This is a genomic window from Polaribacter sp. MED152, assembly GCF_000152945.2.
In the GTDB taxonomy this organism is placed as follows: domain Bacteria; phylum Bacteroidota; class Bacteroidia; order Flavobacteriales; family Flavobacteriaceae; genus Polaribacter.
On record NC_020830.1, the window covers coordinates 1,885,908 to 1,905,428 of the forward strand.

The 19,521-nt window shown below is 29.8% G+C and carries 19 protein-coding genes; 3 read left to right on the top strand and 16 right to left on the bottom strand.

Annotated features, from left to right (window positions below; translation table 11 throughout):
• The 16 genes from atpH to trxA form a co-directional block, all read right to left on the bottom strand.
• On the bottom strand, positions 1-558 hold the full coding sequence (atpH, locus tag MED152_RS08310; protein ID WP_015481419.1) for an ATP synthase F1 subunit delta: 558 nt from the start codon (positions 556-558) through the stop codon (positions 1-3).
• A 4-nt stretch (positions 559-562) separates the two neighbouring features.
• On the bottom strand, positions 563-1,063 hold the full coding sequence (locus tag MED152_RS08315) for a F0F1 ATP synthase subunit B (RefSeq protein WP_015481420.1): 501 nt from the start codon (positions 1,061-1,063) through the stop codon (positions 563-565).
• A gap of 93 nt (positions 1,064-1,156) precedes the next feature.
• A complete protein-coding gene (atpE, locus tag MED152_RS08320) occupies positions 1,157-1,348 on the bottom strand; it encodes an ATP synthase F0 subunit C (protein WP_015481421.1) in 192 nt (63 codons plus the stop codon).
• Positions 1,349-1,383: 35 nt separating this feature from the next.
• The gene (gene atpB, locus MED152_RS08325) at positions 1,384-2,520 is read right to left on the bottom strand and encodes a F0F1 ATP synthase subunit A (RefSeq protein WP_015481422.1); all 1,137 of its coding nucleotides are present in this window, start codon (positions 2,518-2,520) and stop codon (positions 1,384-1,386) included.
• A gap of 65 nt (positions 2,521-2,585) precedes the next feature.
• Positions 2,586-2,990, bottom strand: a complete 405-nt coding sequence (locus tag MED152_RS08330; protein ID WP_015481423.1) for a DUF6168 family protein — start codon at positions 2,988-2,990, stop codon at positions 2,586-2,588.
• The gene (locus MED152_RS08335) at positions 2,983-3,225 is read right to left on the bottom strand and encodes an AtpZ/AtpI family protein (RefSeq protein ID WP_015481424.1); all 243 of its coding nucleotides are present in this window, start codon (positions 3,223-3,225) and stop codon (positions 2,983-2,985) included. Before MED152_RS08335 ends, MED152_RS08330 begins: the two co-directional genes overlap by 8 nt.
• Complete coding sequence (locus MED152_RS08340; RefSeq protein WP_015481425.1) at positions 3,164-3,562, bottom strand: polymer-forming cytoskeletal protein; 399 nt, start codon at positions 3,560-3,562, stop codon at positions 3,164-3,166. Before MED152_RS08340 ends, MED152_RS08335 begins: the two co-directional genes overlap by 62 nt.
• A gap of 43 nt (positions 3,563-3,605) precedes the next feature.
• Positions 3,606-5,822: a hypothetical protein gene (locus tag MED152_RS08345; protein ID WP_041383521.1), complete on the bottom strand. Its 2,217-nt coding sequence runs from the start codon at positions 5,820-5,822 to the stop codon at positions 3,606-3,608.
• Positions 5,823-5,943: 121 nt separating this feature from the next.
• Positions 5,944-6,639 (bottom strand): ABC transporter ATP-binding protein, encoded by a 696-nt coding sequence (locus tag MED152_RS08350; RefSeq protein ID WP_015481427.1) that lies wholly within the window; start codon positions 6,637-6,639, stop codon positions 5,944-5,946.
• Positions 6,640-6,647: 8 nt separating this feature from the next.
• The gene (locus MED152_RS08355) at positions 6,648-8,114 is read right to left on the bottom strand and encodes a DUF5687 family protein (RefSeq protein ID WP_015481428.1); all 1,467 of its coding nucleotides are present in this window, start codon (positions 8,112-8,114) and stop codon (positions 6,648-6,650) included.
• 48 nt (positions 8,115-8,162) lie between these two features.
• Positions 8,163-8,870, bottom strand: a complete 708-nt coding sequence (locus tag MED152_RS08360) for a hypothetical protein (protein WP_015481429.1) — start codon at positions 8,868-8,870, stop codon at positions 8,163-8,165.
• Between the two features lie 12 nt (positions 8,871-8,882).
• On the bottom strand, positions 8,883-9,581 hold the full coding sequence (locus MED152_RS08365) for a hypothetical protein (RefSeq protein ID WP_015481430.1): 699 nt from the start codon (positions 9,579-9,581) through the stop codon (positions 8,883-8,885).
• A complete protein-coding gene (locus MED152_RS08370) occupies positions 9,578-10,234 on the bottom strand; it encodes a hypothetical protein (protein ID WP_015481431.1) in 657 nt (218 codons plus the stop codon). The genes MED152_RS08365 and MED152_RS08370 overlap by 4 nt, the downstream gene beginning before the upstream one ends.
• Position 10,235: 1 nt before the next feature.
• On the bottom strand, positions 10,236-10,904 hold the full coding sequence (locus tag MED152_RS08375; protein ID WP_015481432.1) for a hypothetical protein: 669 nt from the start codon (positions 10,902-10,904) through the stop codon (positions 10,236-10,238).
• 11 nt (positions 10,905-10,915) lie between these two features.
• On the bottom strand, positions 10,916-11,254 hold the full coding sequence (locus tag MED152_RS08380; RefSeq protein WP_015481433.1) for a PadR family transcriptional regulator: 339 nt from the start codon (positions 11,252-11,254) through the stop codon (positions 10,916-10,918).
• Between the two features lie 136 nt (positions 11,255-11,390).
• On the bottom strand, positions 11,391-11,750 hold the full coding sequence (gene trxA / locus MED152_RS08385; protein WP_015481434.1) for a thioredoxin: 360 nt from the start codon (positions 11,748-11,750) through the stop codon (positions 11,391-11,393).
• 142 nt (positions 11,751-11,892) lie between these two features.
• On the opposite strand from trxA, the gene MED152_RS08390 reads away from it, so the two are divergent.
• From MED152_RS08390 to MED152_RS08400, 3 genes are all read left to right on the top strand, one after another.
• Positions 11,893-13,971, top strand: coding sequence for a M13 family metallopeptidase (locus MED152_RS08390; RefSeq protein WP_015481435.1), 2,079 nt, complete (start codon positions 11,893-11,895; stop codon positions 13,969-13,971).
• A gap of 187 nt (positions 13,972-14,158) precedes the next feature.
• The gene (locus MED152_RS08395) at positions 14,159-17,863 is read left to right on the top strand and encodes a gliding motility-associated C-terminal domain-containing protein (RefSeq protein WP_015481436.1); all 3,705 of its coding nucleotides are present in this window, start codon (positions 14,159-14,161) and stop codon (positions 17,861-17,863) included.
• Positions 17,864-19,516, top strand: coding sequence for a type IX secretion system membrane protein PorP/SprF (locus MED152_RS08400; protein ID WP_015481437.1), 1,653 nt, complete (start codon positions 17,864-17,866; stop codon positions 19,514-19,516). It begins immediately after the preceding gene.
• Positions 19,517-19,521 lie beyond the last annotated feature (5 nt).

Sequence of the window (19,521 nt, forward strand, 5' to 3'; positions counted from 1 at the left end):
TTAAATTTTTGGAATGTAATGACTATTGTCAAATTCCTTTTTCAATTCACTTAAATGATTAGAGATACTTGCATCATACTGCACATCTCCAACTCTTAAAATAAAACCACCTAGAATAGAAGGATTCACCTCGTTTTCTAAGTTTGCTTTTTCGCCTGTTAAAGCTACAATTTTAGCTAATACTTGTGCTTCAATTTCTGGGGAAATAGGCACAGCTGTTGTAACTTTAGCTACTTGTGTATTTTTATCAAAATCATAAATGATAGAGTATTGCTTAGCAATAGCTTCTAACATTGCAATTCTTTTGTTTTCTTGTAAAAGATTAAAAAGACCTAATGTGATGTTGTTTATTTTGCTAGAAAATGTAGCTTTTAAAACATTCATCTTGTCTGCAGATTTAATAACAGGACTTTCTAAAACTACAGAAAGCTCTTTACTATCATCTATAGTAGCTTCAATAAGCTGCATATCTTCATGCACAGCAGATTCATCATTAGAATCTTTAGCAAGATTTAAAATAGCTTTTGCGTAACGTAATGCTGCTCTTGCGTCTTTCATAAAATTAGTTTAAAGTTACGTCTTTTAAAATACCTTCTACTAAATCTAATTGGTCTTTCTTAGAAGATAATTCTTTCTTAATTACAGATTCTGCTATACCTATAGATAACTCTGCAACGTTTTTCTTTAACTCTGCTAAGGCTGCTTGCTTTTCTTGCTGAATTGATGCTTGTGCAGTTTCAATTAACTTAGTAGTTACCTCTTTTGCATCTTCCTTTGCATCTGCAATAATTTTATCGCTAATTTCTCTAGCTTCTTTCATCATTGCTTCTCTTTCAGCTCTTGCTTCTTTTGCTAACCTTTCATTATCTGCAGTTAAATTTTGCATTTCTTTACGTGCATTTTCTGCAGCAGCTAATGCGTTTTCAATTCCAGATTCTCTTTCTTCTAAAGAGTTTAAAATTGGTTTCCAAGCAAATTTTACCATCAATCCAATTAACACTAATAGTAATACTGTAAGTATTACAAATAATCCAATTGAAAAATCTTCTAATAAAGCTCCCATTCTGTAATATAATTTTTATTTTTTACTTGTTTAATTAAAACACAATTTATAACCAACCGTTATAAATTGTGTTTTGTTTGTTTTTGGATTTGATTAACCTTGACCTAAGATTAATGCACCAAATGCTAACCCTTCTAAAAGTGCTGCAACAATAATCATAGCTGTTTGAATCTTTCCAGCTGCTTCTGGTTGACGAGCAATACCTTCCATTGCTTTACCACCAATTTGACCTAAACCAATTCCAGCTCCGATTACTACTAATCCTGCTCCAATTAAATTGTACATAATGATTGTATTTATATTAAATTAAACAAATTTGATTAATGAGCTTCTTCATGTTCTTCTACAGCCATACCTATAAATAATGCAGAAAGCATTGTAAAGATATAAGCCTGTAAGAAAGCCACTAAAACCTCAATTAATATTATTAAAAATGATAACACTGAAGAAAGAAATGTTGCACCAGCAACACCAAAGCTTTCTTTAAGTGTAAACATAATTGCTATTAAACTCATAACTACAATGTGACCTGCAGTAATGTTTGCGAACAAACGAACCAATAATGAAAATGGCTTAATAATTAATGCACCTACTAATTCTATAATCGCCAAAAATGGTCTAATTAAAATTGGCACACCTGGCATCCAGATCATGTGCATCCAATATCCTTTGTTACCACTAAATGTGTAAACCACTAAAGTAAATATGGCTAATGCAGCAGTAACTGCTATTTGACCTGTAACATTAAATCCGAAAGGCAACATACCTAAAAGGTTTAATATCCAAATAAAGAAAAATACCGTCATTAAATAACCTGTAAATCTTCTGTAGTGCTTTTCGCCAATGTTTGGTTTTGCTATTTCGTCTCTTACATAAATAATTAACGGCTCTAATACTCTAGAAAAACCAGTTGGAATTTGTTTTGTTTTGTACTGTTTTGCCAATCTTGAAAACCAGAATAACATTAACAAACCAACTAATAAAATTCCGAAAACAGTTTTAGTAATAGAAAAATCTAAAACCTTGTGTGCATTTGTTGCATGATGTGTTTCATCAAAAGATACTTGAGTAGCACCTTCATCTAATTCATAAATCTTAGAGTGAATTTTGGCAAATTTTAAACCATCTTTCTCTACGATTACATGACCATCATCATTATGATGAAATTCAGAAGACATAAAAGTTACTAAACCTTCACTCGTCCAAATAATAACTGGTAAAGGAAAACCAAAATGCTTTCTTTCACCTTCATCATTGGTGTATGAGAATAATGAAAAATCATGAGAGTCTTTAACGTGATGTTTTATGTAAGCACCAACTTCTTCCTTAGTATTTACTCGACCACCATCGTTTTGATTGTCGTGTTTTTTATCTGAACTAGATGCAAAAATTGTAGCCGAAAAAAGAGCTATTAATGCAATTGTAAGAAATTTGATAGATTTTTGTGCAATCTTCATGGTAAAAATATGCTTTCTAAATTCGGCGCAAAAATAGGTAATAATTCAAAACTACAAACGCTTTTTTAAGATATTTTTTTATAATCTTTTTTCTGTAGTATTTGTGCCACGAAAAAAGCCTCTGTTAATAAAAAAATTATCATAGGAATGATGAGCGAAATTCTTGCTGCAAAACTTAAAGTTTCTTCGGTAAATATTGATTTATAAAAGATTAAACAAAATAAAACTGGTTTTAAAATAATTGTAGCTAAATAAATAAAACCCAACTGATCAGATATTTTATTAACAGTAGATAGTAAAAGGAAATTAGTACAAATGATAAGTGAAAATCCTAAATGAAATAGGTATATTTTTTTTAATGAAAAAGGCAATATTATTTCTTGTTTTTCTATAACATTTTGATGCAAAAAATGGCTTAAAAAGTAAAGAGCAAAGAAAACTGTAGTATAAAGAAATAAGTTTTTAATCATTTATTTTCTGTGCTTGTTTAATAAGTGCGTAAATAGCTAAGAAGATAGATAGTAAAGTAATTGTTTGCTCTAAATAAGTGGTTTGAAACTGCTTATCTAACCATTGGCCAAGTAAGTAGCCTAAATAAATGGTGGCACCCATTTGCAAACCTGCCCCTGAAAGATGTAACGCTTTATTTAAAGGCTTTTTTGGGTTTGGCTTCTTTTGAGTTGATTGGCTGTTTTTTTGTGTCATCTTCTTTATTACTTTCTTTAGAAGGTACTTTCATTGCACAAGATGCATTAAAAGTTGCACCTGGCTCTATAGATAATTTCCCAACAACAACATCTCCAGAAATGTTTGCTGCAGCTTTAACCGTAAGCGTTTTTTCTACCTTTAACTCACCAGAAAATTTACCTTCAATATCTGAATTAGATGCAGATACATTACCAATTAAAACACCTGTAGCTCCTAAAATTACTCTACCCTTAGTTGTTAAATTACCTTCTAAAGTACCATCAATTCTAAAATCACCTTCAGACAAAATATCTCCAGTAATTTTAGTGTTTTTGGCAATTACATTTCTTTCCATGGTGTAAACTTTCCTAATTTTATATGGGTTTTTCTCTTAAATTTTACTCTTTTAATTGAGCCAAAATTGCTTTGGCTTTTTCTGCTTCTTCTGTATTACCATAATTTACAACGATAAACTCTAAAGCTGCTTTGTATTCTTCTTTAGTTTTGTACTTGCCAATAGCTAAAACTCTCAACAACTCGAATTTTGGAAGTAACTCAGCATTCGGAATTGATGGCAGAAATTCATCAACTTGAGTAATTACTTCATCAAACTGATCATCTTTATACAAATAATACAGTTTTTTATACTTGACTTCCACTTCATTCACCTCAACTTCATCTTCAAAAACAACATTCGGATTTAAAATTACCTGGGCAAATTTGGTTTCTGGATAATCTGTAAGAATTACATTTTTGTAAGGTGCTGCTTTGCTTTCATCTCCTAAAGTGATATATAGTTGATACAAATGCCAATTAATAGGCAAAACAAGCGCTTCATCTTTATTTAACTCATTTACTCTTACAAGTCTTTGTTCTGCTAAATCAAAATTCTTAAACTGCTCTTTATATATTAAACCTAACTCATAAAGTGCTTCGTTTCTTATAACAACTAAACTGTCTATTACTGATTGTTCTGTAGGAATTGTGCTTAGGTAAGTATCTAAATCATACTTAGCATTTGCCTTTTTAGCAGATACTGAATCTTTGGCTGCAATACCAATACTTGCTTTTTCAGACCATCTCCAATTGTCTTCTAAACGTCTATTACCCCAAATTTTAAAGAATTCTGATTTTCCAAAACTTAACGACTGATTGTTGTAAAAATACCACTCGCCCTTTTTTGCAGATTGTATACCACTTATAGGGTTTGCAAAAGCCATTTGATTCAATCTTAATTGAGCAGCTGCTTCATCTGCCTCCTTAATTTTTTCGATATAATTTGTAAAGTAAGCAACTTGCTCGTCTTTTGTAAGTGTTGCAATTTTTACAATACTATCATTAGTTTGTACAACATCTTCAAACTTTATTAACGATGCTAAGTTTTTGTATTTACGCTTAATTCTTCTAATTCTAAGTTTTAGAGTGTCTTTGGTAAACTGCAAAACACTATCATAATAAGCACTTGCGTTTTGATATTCTGCTTCTTTAAATGCTAGGTTTCCTAAATTTTCATAGGTAAACGTTTTTTGCTTATCGCCTGCATTTGCTGCTCTTAATGAATTGTAATAATTGTTCTTGGCAAGCTGAATACTATCATTCTTTTCGTGTAAAACTGCTGTTTGATAATACAACTCATCTAAATAAGGTCTGTTTTCTCTATCCTTAATTAACTCTTGTAAAGTGTTTAAAACTACAACAGAAGTAGAATCGTTTGTAATGTTTCTTGCCAATTCTATATTAGCATGAATTTTATATTTGTAAGGCGATTTTTTAAAGTTTGCCAAACGATTAAATACCAAATTAGCAGAATCTTTCTTATTCTCTAAACTATAAATTTGCCCTAAAACAAATAAATTTCTAGCTCCTTGTGCTTTATTCTCTAAAGTTCTTGTGGCTAATTGTAAGTGCTTTTTTGCATTTTGTAAACTATCGCTTTTTACATATGCTATAGCCAATGCTGTATGTGCTTGTTCTTTAATTTTATTTGGTAAGTCTGACTCTAACGTGTCTTTTATAACCAACAATAATTTCATGGCTTCTATTGCAGTTTCTTCATTATCTAGCCTGATATTGGTTTTGGCTCTCCAAATTTTTGTTTCTGCAATTAAATCTGCATTCGGATAATTTGCAATAACATAATTAAAAGCCTCTACTGCAGGTATAAATCTTTGCTGATAATAACGTGATTTTCCTAAAAGTAAATACGCATTATCTATTTGCCTATTTCTTTCAATACCATCTATATTCATGCCATGCTTTTGAATGGCTTTTACTGCTTTTTCTTCTGCTCTTTCAAAAGTAGTGGTTGGTTTTTTGTCATCATCATCGTCATTATTGAAACCATTTCCTAAATTATTATTAAAGGTTGGTGCAATAATTTTATCTTCTTCGAACTCAATAGGCTCTATTGGTAATTGTAAAAACCAATCGTCTCTATAGCTATTGTTAATTTCGTCTATGCCTTTATCAAAAGCATTATTACCATTAAATAAAACGTTATATTTTGTAGTTAAAGCGTGGTAATTTCTACTAATTACAGAATCTTTTTTAGTGCTGCAAGAAGCAACTACAGCAATAAACGTAAACAAGAAAAGGTACTTAAATGTAATTTTCAAAACTGGCGATTCTAAAATTATTTCTTTAACAAAAGCTAAAAGCTGTAATTTACAACTATTTTCTAGCGAAAATAGTATAAATACAGCTTGTAAAAATAATAATTAATTAAAGATTGGCTAATTATACAGCAAAATAGCTTTCTAATTCTTGCAAGGTCTCTGCAGAAGTAACTATATCTTTTACTACATTTCCTTTATCTAGAACTACAATTCTTTCGCAAACTTCGGTTACATGTGTTAAATCATGACTAGAAATTAGCACTGTAACTTCTCTATTTTCTGTTAATTCTTTAATGATTTTTTTTAGCCTTATTTGTGTTGTTGGATCTAGATTTGCAAATGGCTCATCTAAAATTACAACTTGTGGGTTACCCATCATTGCAGCTACAATACCTACTTTTTTCTGGTTACCTTTACTAAGATCTCTTAGGTATTTCTTTTTACCTATAATTTCTTGGTTAAAAAATTCATCAAACTGATTAATAAATTTAGTAACATCTGCTTTATTCATGCCTCTTAAATCGCCAACAAACTCAAAGTATTCTTCTGCTGTTAAATAGCCAATTAAAAAAGATTCATCTATAAAAGAACCTGTAAATGATTTCCAGTCTTCACTTGTATTTACTTGAATATCATGATTTACAATAGCACCAGTTGTTGGCCTAATTAAATCTAGTAGAATGTTAAAATATGTGGTTTTACCTGCACCATTATTACCTACTAAACCAAAACTTTGGCCTGTTGGAATTTCTAATTCGTTAATATTTAAAACCTCTGCAGATCCGTATTTTTTTGAGAGTTGTGTAGTTTGTATCATGGCTTTGTTTAGTTTTCTTGATTAAATGCGTGAATCATTACATACTTGTTTGTAATGTATTTTTTTGTGATGGCTTTCATTATTTTTTTGTGTAATGCAATACCTATAAATCCTAAAACAGCTAAGGTTATACATGCAATTTCGAAGCTTACCAACCAATTAATTAGACCAAAAATTGCCATTGGTAACACCATTAAAGGCAAACCAATTAACCATTGTACAGCACCTGTACCTTGAAAATTAAAGGCCGCTTTTTCATCTAAATTAATTTTTTTTCTGTTGAAAGTTCCTCCAAATAAAATTACGTGCGTATTTACACCTACATTATAAATCATGGCTGCAAAGTGAACAACCAGAACTTTCCAACCAAAGTAAACATAAGGAATACCTAGCACAAAAAGAGCTACAACACTAATTGTCATTATTGTAAATTTCGATTCTAAATACCTTTCGTATTTAAAATTCTGACTCATTAACATCTTGTAATAGCTGCTATCCCAAGCAGGAATAAATTGCCCAAAGTTTATTAAGAAAGTTCCTGTAGAAAAAATACCAACCAATACATACATAAACTCCATGCCTTTATACATTGGGTTAGGATAAAATATTAAACCATATAATAATCCCACTAAAATCATCCATACTCCAGACTTTGTTCTTTTATTTCTCCACATTAAACGTAAATCGTTTTTAATAAAAGGAGCCAAATCACCCAACTTATCAGCAAAAGATAAATCTGCTGCATTTACTTCTTTGGTTTGCTCAGTAATAATAGCATCTAAATACACCTCATTTCTTAGCTGTTTGTAGTTTATACTGTATAGAAAGAAAAGTAATGCTGCAAAAGCAACTACCATAATTGGGTTTTCGTAAATAAAGTCGAAGCCTTTACCTATAAATCCTGGTAAATTGAACCAATTAAAATAATTTACGAGATAACCAGCTACCAAAAGCGTAACTAAACCTGCAAATATTTTGGTGTTTTTATTGATTAAAAAGTTTAAGTAATTTACAGACTGAATAATAAAAACCATTGTAAATAACCAACCTAAAACTCCAGCTACATTATAACCTTGCATTATTAAAACAACTGCAAATGGTATGTAGAAAAACAAACTCATAATATTAAAAAATGAGAATGACGATTTTATAAGTATAAAGTGAACAATTTTACTTTTAGGAATTGGCAGTGTTAACATTGGTTTTATATTCATTACTGGAAGCTTTTGCATGAGGTATCTAAAAATTAAATCGCCCACAATTGCAAAAAGTAAAAATGCATTAACCACCACTAAAGGATCTTGTTCTGGATACATTTCTTTCAAAATCCAATAACCTCCTACACCAATTATTAAAAAACTAACTACAAAGTATAGTGCAAAAAGCACCAATAGAATATTTAGAAAAACACTTTTTTGCCAATTTGCAGCTCTAAAATATTGTTTCCATTCTAGTTTAAGGAAATGTGAAATCATAAGTTTGGTGGTTTAGTTTGAGTATAAGTAGTTGATTTGCAGTTTTTGTTACAAGTTTTTTACCAATTTATATTCAGGATATGTTTCTTGCAACAATTCTTCTGCTTTTTGTGGTAGCACATAGTTTGCTACATAAAAGAATATGAATAGTAAAGTAACTGTTGCAGCTACTAATAATAACCAATATATATTTAAACCAGAAAAATCAAATTCTGTTAGGTTGATAAAATTAAATAAGTTGATGAAGGTAAAACCTGTAAAACTATTTTTTGTTGTACCAATCATGGCCTCCAAAAGAAAAATCTTCTCATCCGTTTTTTCTTTGGCTTTGTGCTCTTTTCTGATTCTATAGGCTGCAACCATTTCAAAAACAGCTAATATTAACAAAACACTTACTATTGCAATTTCTGCAAACGGAATTTGTATTAAACAAAAAACACCTAAAAATATAAGTAAAGTAGTAATTACTTTAGGTAAGGTAAACCATTCTTTTACAAAGCGAAGTAACAGATGCCAATAGCGTTTATTCATTTGTTTTTGCTTGGCTTCTATAACATCCATAAAACCAAAAACACCAAACTTCTTAAATGATTTATCTCTAGCTTCTTCAAAAGATATTTTAGGATTTTCTTCCCAAATTTTCTCTATATCATTAGCTAAATGATCTACCAGTTCTGTTTGTACATCATAATGATACACAAAGTGCTGTCTTGTAAACTTGTATAGATTATCTATTTGAATTTCTCTAAGTTTCATCAAAAAATAAAATTAAGTAATTTGATATTCTGGATAAGTTTGAACTAATAATTCTTCTGCTTTTTTAGGAATAACAACTAATGTGATGTAACTAATAATTAAAAATGCTGTAATTAAAAGTGCAGAATATGCTCTTTTAAAATCGCCCATAGCTAAAAATTCTTTGGCACTAGAAACTGGAAAATCAAAAAAATAGATAAATATAATCGCTGTATTTCCTAAACCTTGTATGTTTAAAACATGCTCAAAAAGCCATTTTTTTTGAGTTTGTCTTTGCCTTCGTTTTAATTTACGAGTATTATTAATAAGCATACTAAACTGAGTGATAGTGCTTGTAATGAATATTCCTAAATAAATCTGATATCCAAAAGAATATTGCTGCAGTTGATAAAAACCAAATAAAAGTAAAATTGTTAAAACGATTTTAGGCAAGCTTAACCATTCTTTCGCAAATTTTAAAACGAGTTTAAAATACTTTTTTGTCATTTGAAGTTCTTTACTTTCTACCACATTCATAAAGCCAAAAACACCAAATTTTTTGAATGATTTATCTCGAGCATCATTAAATGATAATTCAGGCTGCTGCTCCCAGATTTGTTCTATATCATTTGCTAAATGATCTACAAGTTCTACTTGCACATCGTAATATTCTACATAGTGCTGTCTTGTAAATTTGTATAAAGATTCTATTTGAATTTCTGTAAGTTTCATAAGCTAAGTTCTTTTTTAATTCTTTCTACTTTTTGTATAGATTCTTTAAAAAGTTGATACCCAGAAAATGTGGCTAACGTAAACAAAGGCAATAGTAAAATCAAAAATATTTTTTGATAAAAAACATCTAAATAGCCAGAAATTTGTAGTGGTAGATTTATCATTATTAATGCAAATCCGAAGTAAAAAATACCATAATCTAAATGTATAGATTTGCCATATTTTTTAAACCAAAGCTTAATGGTTAAAATAAAAAATGGAATAGAAACAATAACGTAACTAGAGAAATTAATTAGTTTAAAAGTTTTTAATGGTAAATAATCAAACAAAAAATAATTAATAATTATACCTAGAATTACCAAGAGTATAATAGTTGGACTTTTTAAATAGTTTTTAATGTTTTCAACATATTTTTTTCTGTAATACTTATTTACATTTTGCCAACCTTGTGTATTTAAATTGTACAAATTATTGTAACAACCAATTCGCTTTAACGAATTATTTAGTTCTTTTTTAAAATCGTTACTAATTGCATTTTCTTCCAAATCTGTGGCAATATGATCTATCATTTCTAGACGTAAATCCCAATACTTAATACCTCCAGATTTTAATCTTTTATCTATTAATTCTATTTGTTCTTTATTTAATTCCATGCTAAATAAAAATGTTTGGATATTGTTTTTCTACCATTAATTTATTCTGCTGATACACATATTCTCCAGACCAGAAAAAGAGAAATAGTAAAGTAAAACATGCAATAAATATGGTATTATGAGTTGTGTTTGCTAAACTTTCTAAAGATCTGCTATAACTAAACTGTAACATCATTACTAGAATATGAAACACTTGCATAAAACCTAAAGTTAAACTCAGGCTTAAAAACTGTTCTTGTTTGTTTCTTTTTCTAGCCCTAAAGCCAATAATTAACATTAGTAAAACAGAAAATAGCATAAGCGTTAAAAAGAAGTTTTCTTTATTAGAAAAAAACAATTGTGCTTTTAGTAAAACCACAAATAGTAAACCTGTAATTAAAATTTTTGGAATTTTAAAAAAGGACATTAAATGCTGTAAAGAATGTTTAAAAAACTTGTAAGTAACTGATTTTGTTTTTTGTTTTAGTAGTTTGCTAAAACCTCTATCAGAAAAATTTCTATGAATTTTTTCAATTTCAGCTTTAAAATTTAAATCAGGATTTTCAGCTAATCTTTGCTCTAATATATTTGCAAAATGATCTACCAATTCTGTTCTAACATCATAAAATTTAATGCCTGAAACATAAATATAATTATGTAATTGTAGCAGTTGCTCTTTCGTTAATTCCATAGCCATAAAATTTACTCTAAACTAAACTTTGGGTTTACCAAATGCTGCATCGTTTTTAAAAAATCTTGCATTTCTTCTAACTTATTCGCAGTTTCTTTAGTGCCATTTTCTGTTAATTTATAGTACTTACGCAATCTATTACCAACTTTAGCTACTTCAACATCTAACAAACCATCTGCTTCTAACTTGTGTAAAGCAGGGTACAGTGCACCTTCAGTAATTTTTAACTCACCCTTGGTTAATTCTTTCACTTTTTGGGTTATTTCATAACCATACATTTTAGTATTACTAGCTAGCAATTTTAAAATGATTGTTTGTAAAGAGCCTTTGTATAATTTCTGATTTCCCATAATTGAAATATTTAACTAAATAATTATTTCAAATATATACATAATTTTCTAATGCATAAAAAACTTATGTATATTTTTTAGAGCAAAAAAAAAGCCTAAAAATTAATTTTAGGCTTTACATTAAATTGTAATAATTTTATTTTTCTACTTTTAAAACTTCGCCAATTACTCTTTCTAAATCTGCTTTTGGTAAAGCTCCATTTGCCATTTGCGGTTCTCCTTCTGTAGGGCAAAATAGCATAGAAGGTATACTTCTAATTTCAAATGCAGCAGAAAGTTCTTGCTCTGCTTCTGTATCTATTTTATAAATATCGATTTTATCTCCATATTCTTCTGAAAGTTCTTCTAAAATTGGGGCTAACATTTTACATGGGCCACACCAATCTGCATAAAAATCTATCAATGCAGGTCTTTTACCTTCAAACTTCCACTCTTTATTTTCTTTAAAATTAAATACCTTTTCTAAAAACGTTTCTTTCGTTAAATTCTCTGTCATATTGTTTTGTAATTTAGTACAAATTTAGTCGAAGCATATTTAAAATTCTTACAAAACCACATAATTTGAAATTAAAATGTTAATTTGTTGTAACAATTTTAAAATTAGACAACTAATAATAAATTAATCAAAAATCGAAATAATGAAAAGCGTTCAAAAACTATTGTTTACAACTGCTATAGCTTCTATAGCATTTGTTTCTTGTAAAAACGATGCACCAGAAGAAGAAAAAGTAGCTGGTATTGTTTTAGAAAACATGGATACTTCTGTAAAACCTACAGATGATTTCTTTAGACACGTAAACGGATCTTGGCTAGACAACACCGAAATTCCTGATGACCAAACTTCTTGGGGTGGTTTTGGTGAATTACGTAAAAAAACAGATGCAGATGTTTTAAACATTTTAAATGAAGCTATAGAAGAAAGAGATTTTCCTAAAATTAAAGATGCACAAGGTAATGAGATAGACTCAGATCAAGAAAAAGCAGTAAACTATTATGAAACTATAATGGATACTGTTGCTAGAAACAAACAAGGTAAAGCACCTGTTATGCCTTATTTATCTAAAATTGATGAAATAGTTACTAAAGATGATGTAGAAACTTATTTAACAAACATGGCTCCTTATGGTGGAGGTGGCTTTTATGGTTTTGGCGTTTATAACGATTTAAAAAACAGTAGCGTTTATGCAGGTTATTTAGGTGGTGGTTCTTTAGGATTAACCAGAGATTATTATGTGGATGCTAAAGTGAAAGATAAATTAGAAAAATACGAAGTTTTTGTAGCCAAAATGTTACAAGAATTTGGTGATGATGAAGCTTCTGCAAAGCAAAATGCGGCTACCATTGTAGCTTTTGAAAAAAGCTTAGCAGAACCAATGATGACCAAAGAAGAAAGCAGAGATATTAGAAAATTATACAACCCAATGTCTGTGGAAGAACTTACAGAATTAGCACCAGCTATAGATTGGCAAGCGCATTTAGAAGGTATTGGAGTTGGAGATATTGAAACTGTAATTGTAACAGACTTAGGGTATTTTAAAGCCATGAGTACTATTTTCGAAAACAGATCTGTAGAAGATATTAAATTATTATTACGTTGGAACACAATCAACAGTGCTTTAAGTGCACTTTCTACAGATTTAGAAACTGCAAATTGGGAGTTTTATAGCAAAGAAATGCAAGGAGCTAAAAAACAACGTCCAAGAGATGAGCGTGCATTAAATAATTTAAATGGCGCAATTGGTGAGGCTTTAGGAAAATTATATGTAGAAAAAATGTTTCCACCAGAAGCTAAGAAAAAAGCAGAGGAAATGATTGATAATGTAATGCTAGGTTTCGAAAAAAGAATTGCACAATTACCTTGGATGAGTGAAATTACAAAAGAAAAAGCGCTAGAGAAACTGCATAAATTAACAGTTAAAATAGCGTATCCAGATGTTTGGAAGGATTACTCAGAACTTCAAGTAAAAGGTTTGGAAGATGGTGGTTCTTATTTCGAAAACGTAATTAATGTTACAAAATGGAACTATAATCAAAACATGAATAAATTAGGTAAAGAAGTTGATAGAACAGAATGGGGTATGTCTCCACAAACTGTAAACGCATACTTTAACCCTGTAAATAATGAGATTGTATTTCCTGCAGCAATTTTACAACCTCCTTTTTATGATTATCGAGCAGATGAAGCTGTAAATTATGGTGGAATTGGCGCTGTTATTGGTCATGAAATTTCTCATAGTTTTGATGATTCTGGTGCACGTTTTGATGGCGATGGAAATCTAAAAAATTGGTGGACAGATGAAGACTCTGAAGAGTTTAAAAAAGCAGGTAAAAAACTAATAGATCAGTACAGCAATATTATTGCAATAGACAGTATGCATTTAAATGGCGAATTTACACTTGGTGAAAATATTGGAGATTTAGGTGGTGTGCAAGCTGCTTACGAAGGTTTACAAATTTTCTTTGAGAAAAATGGAAGACCAGGTAAAATTGATGGTTATACTCCAGAACAACGTTTTTTCCTTTCTTGGGGTACAATTTGGAGAACCAAAATGAGAGATGATGCATTAAGAAATAGAATTATGACAGATACTCATGCTCCAGGAATGTACAGAGCTTATATGCCACTTAAAAATGTGGATGCTTTTTATGCCGCTTTTGATGTAAAAGAAGGTGATAAAATGTACTTGAAACCAGAGGACAGAGTTCGTATTTGGTAAAAAAATAGCATTTAAAAAATACCGAAAGCATTCAAGAATATTCTTGGATGCTTTTTTTGTGAAATAATACCAATCTTAAAAAATAAATTGTAACTTGTACCTCTAAACCCCTAGTCAAATACCTAGTGTTTGATTTTTAAATTTTATCGTTATTAGAAAAGGTGCCCCCTACATACTCCTTTTGCTATTGCTTAGTACCCAAGTTTTTGTATCTCAAGAACTATTAAAACCTGTCTTAAAATTTACTAACGCTTGTGCAAGTGATTCCTTTAATTCTTATGAATTAGAAGTTACTTTTATCAATGCTGTCTTTAATTCTGACAACGTTTTTACCCTTGAACTTTCTAATAAAGATGGTGATTTTTCATCGCCAACAGCTTTAAACACAATTTCTGATAAAAACAGTGCTTTCAGATTTACTTCAGAATTTAGTATACCAGATAATGTAGCTGGTACCAATTATAAAATTCGTGTCAAATCTTCATCGCCAGAAATAATTAGTCCAGAGTCTGATGTATTTGAAGCCTATTACATGTCTTTAGATGCTTTGGTATTAAATAATTTTGAAAACATTAGCCTTTGTGAAGCAGAACCTAAAGAAATTAGTGTTAATTACTCTGGTTCTAATCAATTACAATGGTATAAAGATGGCCAAGAATTTGTATTGGGAGGCTCATCTATTACTGTGAATGATCCTGGTTTATATTACTGTGAAATTTATTATGGTTCTTGTAATTCACCTGCAACATCAAACATCATAGAAGTTAGTATTAGCAGTGCTGTAGATGCAGAAATTTTAGGAAATTCTGAGGTTTATCTGTGTGAAAACGAAAGCTATGTTTTAGAAGCTAATGTAGACAACAATTTATATACCTACTCTTGGTTTAAAAATAATGAGAAACTAACCAATTTGCCTGCTTATTCACCAACCTTATCCATTTCTGACCTTGCAGATTTGGGTACTTATCGTTTAGAGATTACTAATGAAATTGGTTGTACATCAACCTCAAATGAAGTAAACATAAATAGCGTAAATACCGATTTTTCTGTTAGCATTGATAGTGCAACTCCTATCAATATTTTGGCTGGAGAAACAAGGGTAATTGCTATAACACATGATGCACAAAATGCCGAAATTACTTGGTATAGAAACAATGTTGAAATTCCGAATTCAAACTCACTTAGTTTAAATATAACAGAATCAGGAACCTATTTTGCTGCTGTAAAAAATACCGCAAACAGTTGTACAGAAACAAAAAACTCAGACAATATAGTTGTAAATTATTTTCAAGATTTTGAAACCATTATAAATATAAATTCAGATTATACTTCTTGTGTTTCTTCAGAAGCTCAATTATTCATAGAAACTATAAGAGGTATTGATGCCAACAATGTTGCTTATAATTTAACTGATGCTCAAATTGCCTTATTAAGTTTTGCATGGTTTAAAGATAATAACGCTGTAAATGGGGCTACAGAAAACCAAATTAGCATTTCTACTTTTACAAATAATGGGGTATATTTTGTACAGACCTCAAGTGGAAATGTTAGCTCAAACTCAAATACTTTAGAAGTAAAGTTAAAATTACCAACCTTTGAAATTTCTTCAAGCAGTGCATCAAACACATATTGTGATAATAAACAAATTGTTCTTTCTTCTGATGTGAATATTGGGCTAAATTATCAATGGTATTTAGACGATACTGCTATTGCTAATGCAACAAATGATACTTATGAAATTACTCAAACAGGAGTTTATTATTTAGTACAATCAGATGCAAATGGATGTACAACTAAATCTAACGAAATTGAATTTACGAATGTTAACAACAACTTTTCTGTAAATACAGTATCAGAGACAGAAAACTTTATCCTTTTTGGTGAAACAAAGGTTTTAGAGATTACACATACTGCTCAAAATGCCACTTTAAATTGGTTTAAAGATGGGGTTGTAATTCCGAATTCAACAACTACAACTCTAACAATTACTGAATCTGGAACCTATTATGCTGCAGTTAGCAATACTGTAGATGGTTGTTCAGAAACTAAAAAATCAGAAAATATCAATGTAAATGCTGTTGAAAGTTTTGATGTACTTATTAAGCCTCTACCAAATTATTCAGATTGTGTTTCTGAAAGAACTCAGTTACTTTTAGAAAGCGTAAAAGCCAAAGATGAAAATCAGAATATTTACGATTTAACCCATAGTCAAATTAGTTTATTAAATTTTAATTGGTACAAAGACAGTAACCTTCTAAATGGTTTTACAGACAACCAAATTACCATAGAAAATCATGTAGAAAATGGTAGTTATTTTTTAGAAGTTAGCAATGGTTCTATAAAATCTGAATCTAATGTTTTAGACGTTATTCTTGGTGTATTTGAACCTGTAATATCTTCTAATGATCAAACCAATATTTTTTGTAGCACTAAGCAAATTACATTAAGTAGTACCCAACAAAATGGAGTTACCTATCAATGGTTATTAAATGGATCTCCAATACCAAATGCCAATGAAACCACTCTTGAAATAACTGAAGCAGGAGTTTACCAAATAGAGGTTAAAAATGATGAAGGCTGCTTAAAAAAATCTACTGAAATTGTTATTGAGAATTTTGATAGCAACTTTACCATTTCATCAACTACAACTGCTGCAACTATAATTTTAGAGGGTGAGACTAGAGTACTTAATGTAACTCATAATGCGCAAAACGCAATTATTACTTGGTTTAAAGACAATGTAGAAATACCAAATTCTAACTCTAATAATTTAAATGTAACAGAACCAGGTGTTTATTTTGCTCAAGTAACCATAACCGCTAACGGATGCTCAGAAACAAAATCTATAGATGCTATCTCTGTAAGTGCAGTTAGTAGTTTAATTACAGTTATTAATGCTTCGCCTAACTACTCAGAATGTACATCTTTACAAACACAACTTACTTACAAAACCATAGAAGCTAGAGATGTTAATGGCACAACATACCAATTATCTGCAGCACAAATTCAGCTTTTAGAATTTCAATGGTATAAAGACAATAACATTTTAAACGGATATAATGAACCTGAAATTACCATTAATGATTATGAAGAAAATGGGACTTATTACCTTAAAATTAATAGTGGCTCTAAAACATCAACCTCGAATATTTTAGCTGTAAACCTAGGGTTGCCAGAAGTTAATGTTGCTTCTGTAGATGATATTTATGCGCTTTGTACAGACAAAGAAATTATTTTATCTACTCCAGAAATTAACGGATTAAGTTATCAGTGGTACCTCAATAATACAGCAATTGCAGGCGAAACAAATACAACATTAACAGTTGTTGAGGTTGGTAATTATACTGTTGAAGCTGTAGGTTATTCTTGTTCAAAAACCTCATCTGCAATTACTATTAATTCTTTTGATGGTAGTACTATTGAATTTGATTTTGATGATGAAATTACCATTCAAGAAGGAGAAACAAAAATCATTTCTGCAAATGGTGCAGATACTTATGAGTGGTTTGATGAAGATAACAATTTAATAGAAACCTCTTCTTCTTTAGAAATAACAAAAGCAGGTAATTATAGGGTAATTGCATATTTGAATGGTTGCTCAATAGAAAAATTCTTTACAGTTACAGTAATTTCTGGTAATATATATGTACCAAATGTTTTAACTCCAAATGGAGATGGAGTTAACGATTCTTGGAAAATTCCGTCAGAATTTGCTTTTAAACCCAATATTGAAGTAGAAATTATTTCGAATGCAGGACGAACTGTATTAAGACAAAAAAACTATCAAAATAACTGGCCAGATATTAATGTAAAAACAGCAAGTTTATATTTCTACATCATTAGAAGTGATGAAAATATTATAAAAAGAGGCACTATAAACATTATAAGATAAATGTGTAGGAAACAAAGACATATTATTATTTTATTATGTACAGTAACATCACTGTATTCTCAAGATTCTGTAGAAAAAATCTTCAATAGATTTTCTTCGCAAAGTTTTGTGAAACAGAACACTTATTTACTAAATCCTACGTTTACTGTGGTTAATGAAACAGGAAAATCAATTGCTATATTAAGTAGAAACAGTTTTATTGGTTTTGAAGGTTCTCCTGTTTTAAACATTCTTGGATTTTCTGGTAAAATTGATGATAATATTGGTGCTGGAGTTGGTATTTATAGACAAAGAATTGGCGTGTTTACCAATTTTGGAGCCATTGCCAACTATGCATATCAAATTAAATTAAATGCCAAAAGCAGTTTAACTTTAGGGTTTAATTTTATGTTTAGTCATTTTGATATTGATAGAACAAGAATTGTAGATCCTGCTTCAGATGCCGTTATTTTTAACTTTCAAGAAAAGACAAATATTATTTTACAAACTGGCTTAAATTACAATTATGGTAAATTTAATGTTGGTGTAAATTTAAGAGATGCAGTAGATTATAATTTAAAAGAAGGCGATTTTATTACACCTATTTCAGAAAAGTCTTTTTCTATTCATGCGCAATTTACAGAACCTATAAATAGTAATATCAAGCTACTTGAAGATGGACTTTTGCGTTTTTTTTATAGCGCTAATTACAATACCAACAGTGGTTCTACAGGAAATGTACTACTAGATTTACCTAAACTTGGTTGGGTGCAAGGTGGTTATGATGATTTTTTTGGAACATCTGTAGGTTTAGGAATTCGATTATCGCAAAAAGTAGCGGTTTCTTATGTTTATGAAACAGGAAAAAACGATTTAGGCCCTACAAGCGAATTAGGTATTGTGTATTCCTTTGCTAAAAAACCGAGCAACAACATCACCTACAATACTCCAATAAATAGTGAAATTGAAACCATTGACGAAGACCTAAAAAATACTGAACCTAAAATTATTGATGCTGAAAAAGTTAAAAAAGACAGTTTAAATGCGAAACAAATTAAAACAGCTACAACTTTAAATGATAGCATTTCTATTAACGAAAAAATTAAGGCGCTTCAAATTCAAATTGATAGTTTAAAAGCTATCAATAAATCAAAATCTATTCAAAACGATAAGGATAGTTTATCAATTAATGACAAAATTAAGACTAACCAAAGCAGGAAGGATAGCTTATCACTAAAAAACAAAAGAATAGCATCTAAGTATAAGAAAGACAGTTTATCAACAGAAAATAAAACCAAAATACCCCAAAATGAGAAAGATAGTTTATCAATAAAAGAAAAGATTAAATCTTTAGAAAATGAAAAGGATAGCTTACCTGTAGCTAAGAAAGTTTCTGATTTGCCTAAAATGGAAATCATTAAAAGAACTGATGATATAGAAGCAGGTTTCTATTTAATTGTAAATGTTTTCTCAAATGAAAACTATGCAAATTCATTTATGGAGAATTTAAAAAAGGATGATTTAAACCCTAACTATTTTATACATCCTACTAAAAAATATAGGTACGTATATATAGCATACGCAAAGAGTCAAAGAGAAATAATTAAATTAATTTATAACAATGTGAACGGAAAATATGTTCACGATAAATGGATCTTAAAAGTAGAAGACTAACATTC

Coding starts and splice junctions, on each gene's coding strand:
- atpH (WP_015481419.1), bottom strand. CDS start 558: ATGAAAGACGCAAGAGCAGCATTACGTTACGCAAAAGCTATTTTAAAT.
- MED152_RS08315 (WP_015481420.1), bottom strand. CDS start 1,063: ATGGGAGCTTTATTAGAAGATTTTTCAATTGGATTATTTGTAATACTT.
- atpE (WP_015481421.1), bottom strand. CDS start 1,348: ATGTACAATTTAATTGGAGCAGGATTAGTAGTAATCGGAGCTGGAATT.
- atpB (WP_015481422.1), bottom strand. CDS start 2,520: ATGAAGATTGCACAAAAATCTATCAAATTTCTTACAATTGCATTAATA.
- MED152_RS08330 (WP_015481423.1), bottom strand. CDS start 2,990: ATGATTAAAAACTTATTTCTTTATACTACAGTTTTCTTTGCTCTTTAC.
- MED152_RS08335 (WP_015481424.1), bottom strand. CDS start 3,225: ATGACACAAAAAAACAGCCAATCAACTCAAAAGAAGCCAAACCCAAAA.
- MED152_RS08340 (WP_015481425.1), bottom strand. CDS start 3,562: ATGGAAAGAAATGTAATTGCCAAAAACACTAAAATTACTGGAGATATT.
- MED152_RS08350 (WP_015481427.1), bottom strand. CDS start 6,639: ATGATACAAACTACACAACTCTCAAAAAAATACGGATCTGCAGAGGTT.
- MED152_RS08355 (WP_015481428.1), bottom strand. CDS start 8,114: ATGATTTCACATTTCCTTAAACTAGAATGGAAACAATATTTTAGAGCT.
- MED152_RS08360 (WP_015481429.1), bottom strand. CDS start 8,870: ATGAAACTTAGAGAAATTCAAATAGATAATCTATACAAGTTTACAAGA.
- MED152_RS08365 (WP_015481430.1), bottom strand. CDS start 9,581: ATGAAACTTACAGAAATTCAAATAGAATCTTTATACAAATTTACAAGA.
- MED152_RS08370 (WP_015481431.1), bottom strand. CDS start 10,234: ATGGAATTAAATAAAGAACAAATAGAATTAATAGATAAAAGATTAAAA.
- MED152_RS08375 (WP_015481432.1), bottom strand. CDS start 10,904: ATGGAATTAACGAAAGAGCAACTGCTACAATTACATAATTATATTTAT.
- MED152_RS08380 (WP_015481433.1), bottom strand. CDS start 11,254: ATGGGAAATCAGAAATTATACAAAGGCTCTTTACAAACAATCATTTTA.
- trxA (WP_015481434.1), bottom strand. CDS start 11,750: ATGACAGAGAATTTAACGAAAGAAACGTTTTTAGAAAAGGTATTTAAT.
- MED152_RS08390 (WP_015481435.1), top strand. CDS start 11,893: ATGAAAAGCGTTCAAAAACTATTGTTTACAACTGCTATAGCTTCTATA.
- MED152_RS08400 (WP_015481437.1), top strand. CDS start 17,864: ATGTGTAGGAAACAAAGACATATTATTATTTTATTATGTACAGTAACA.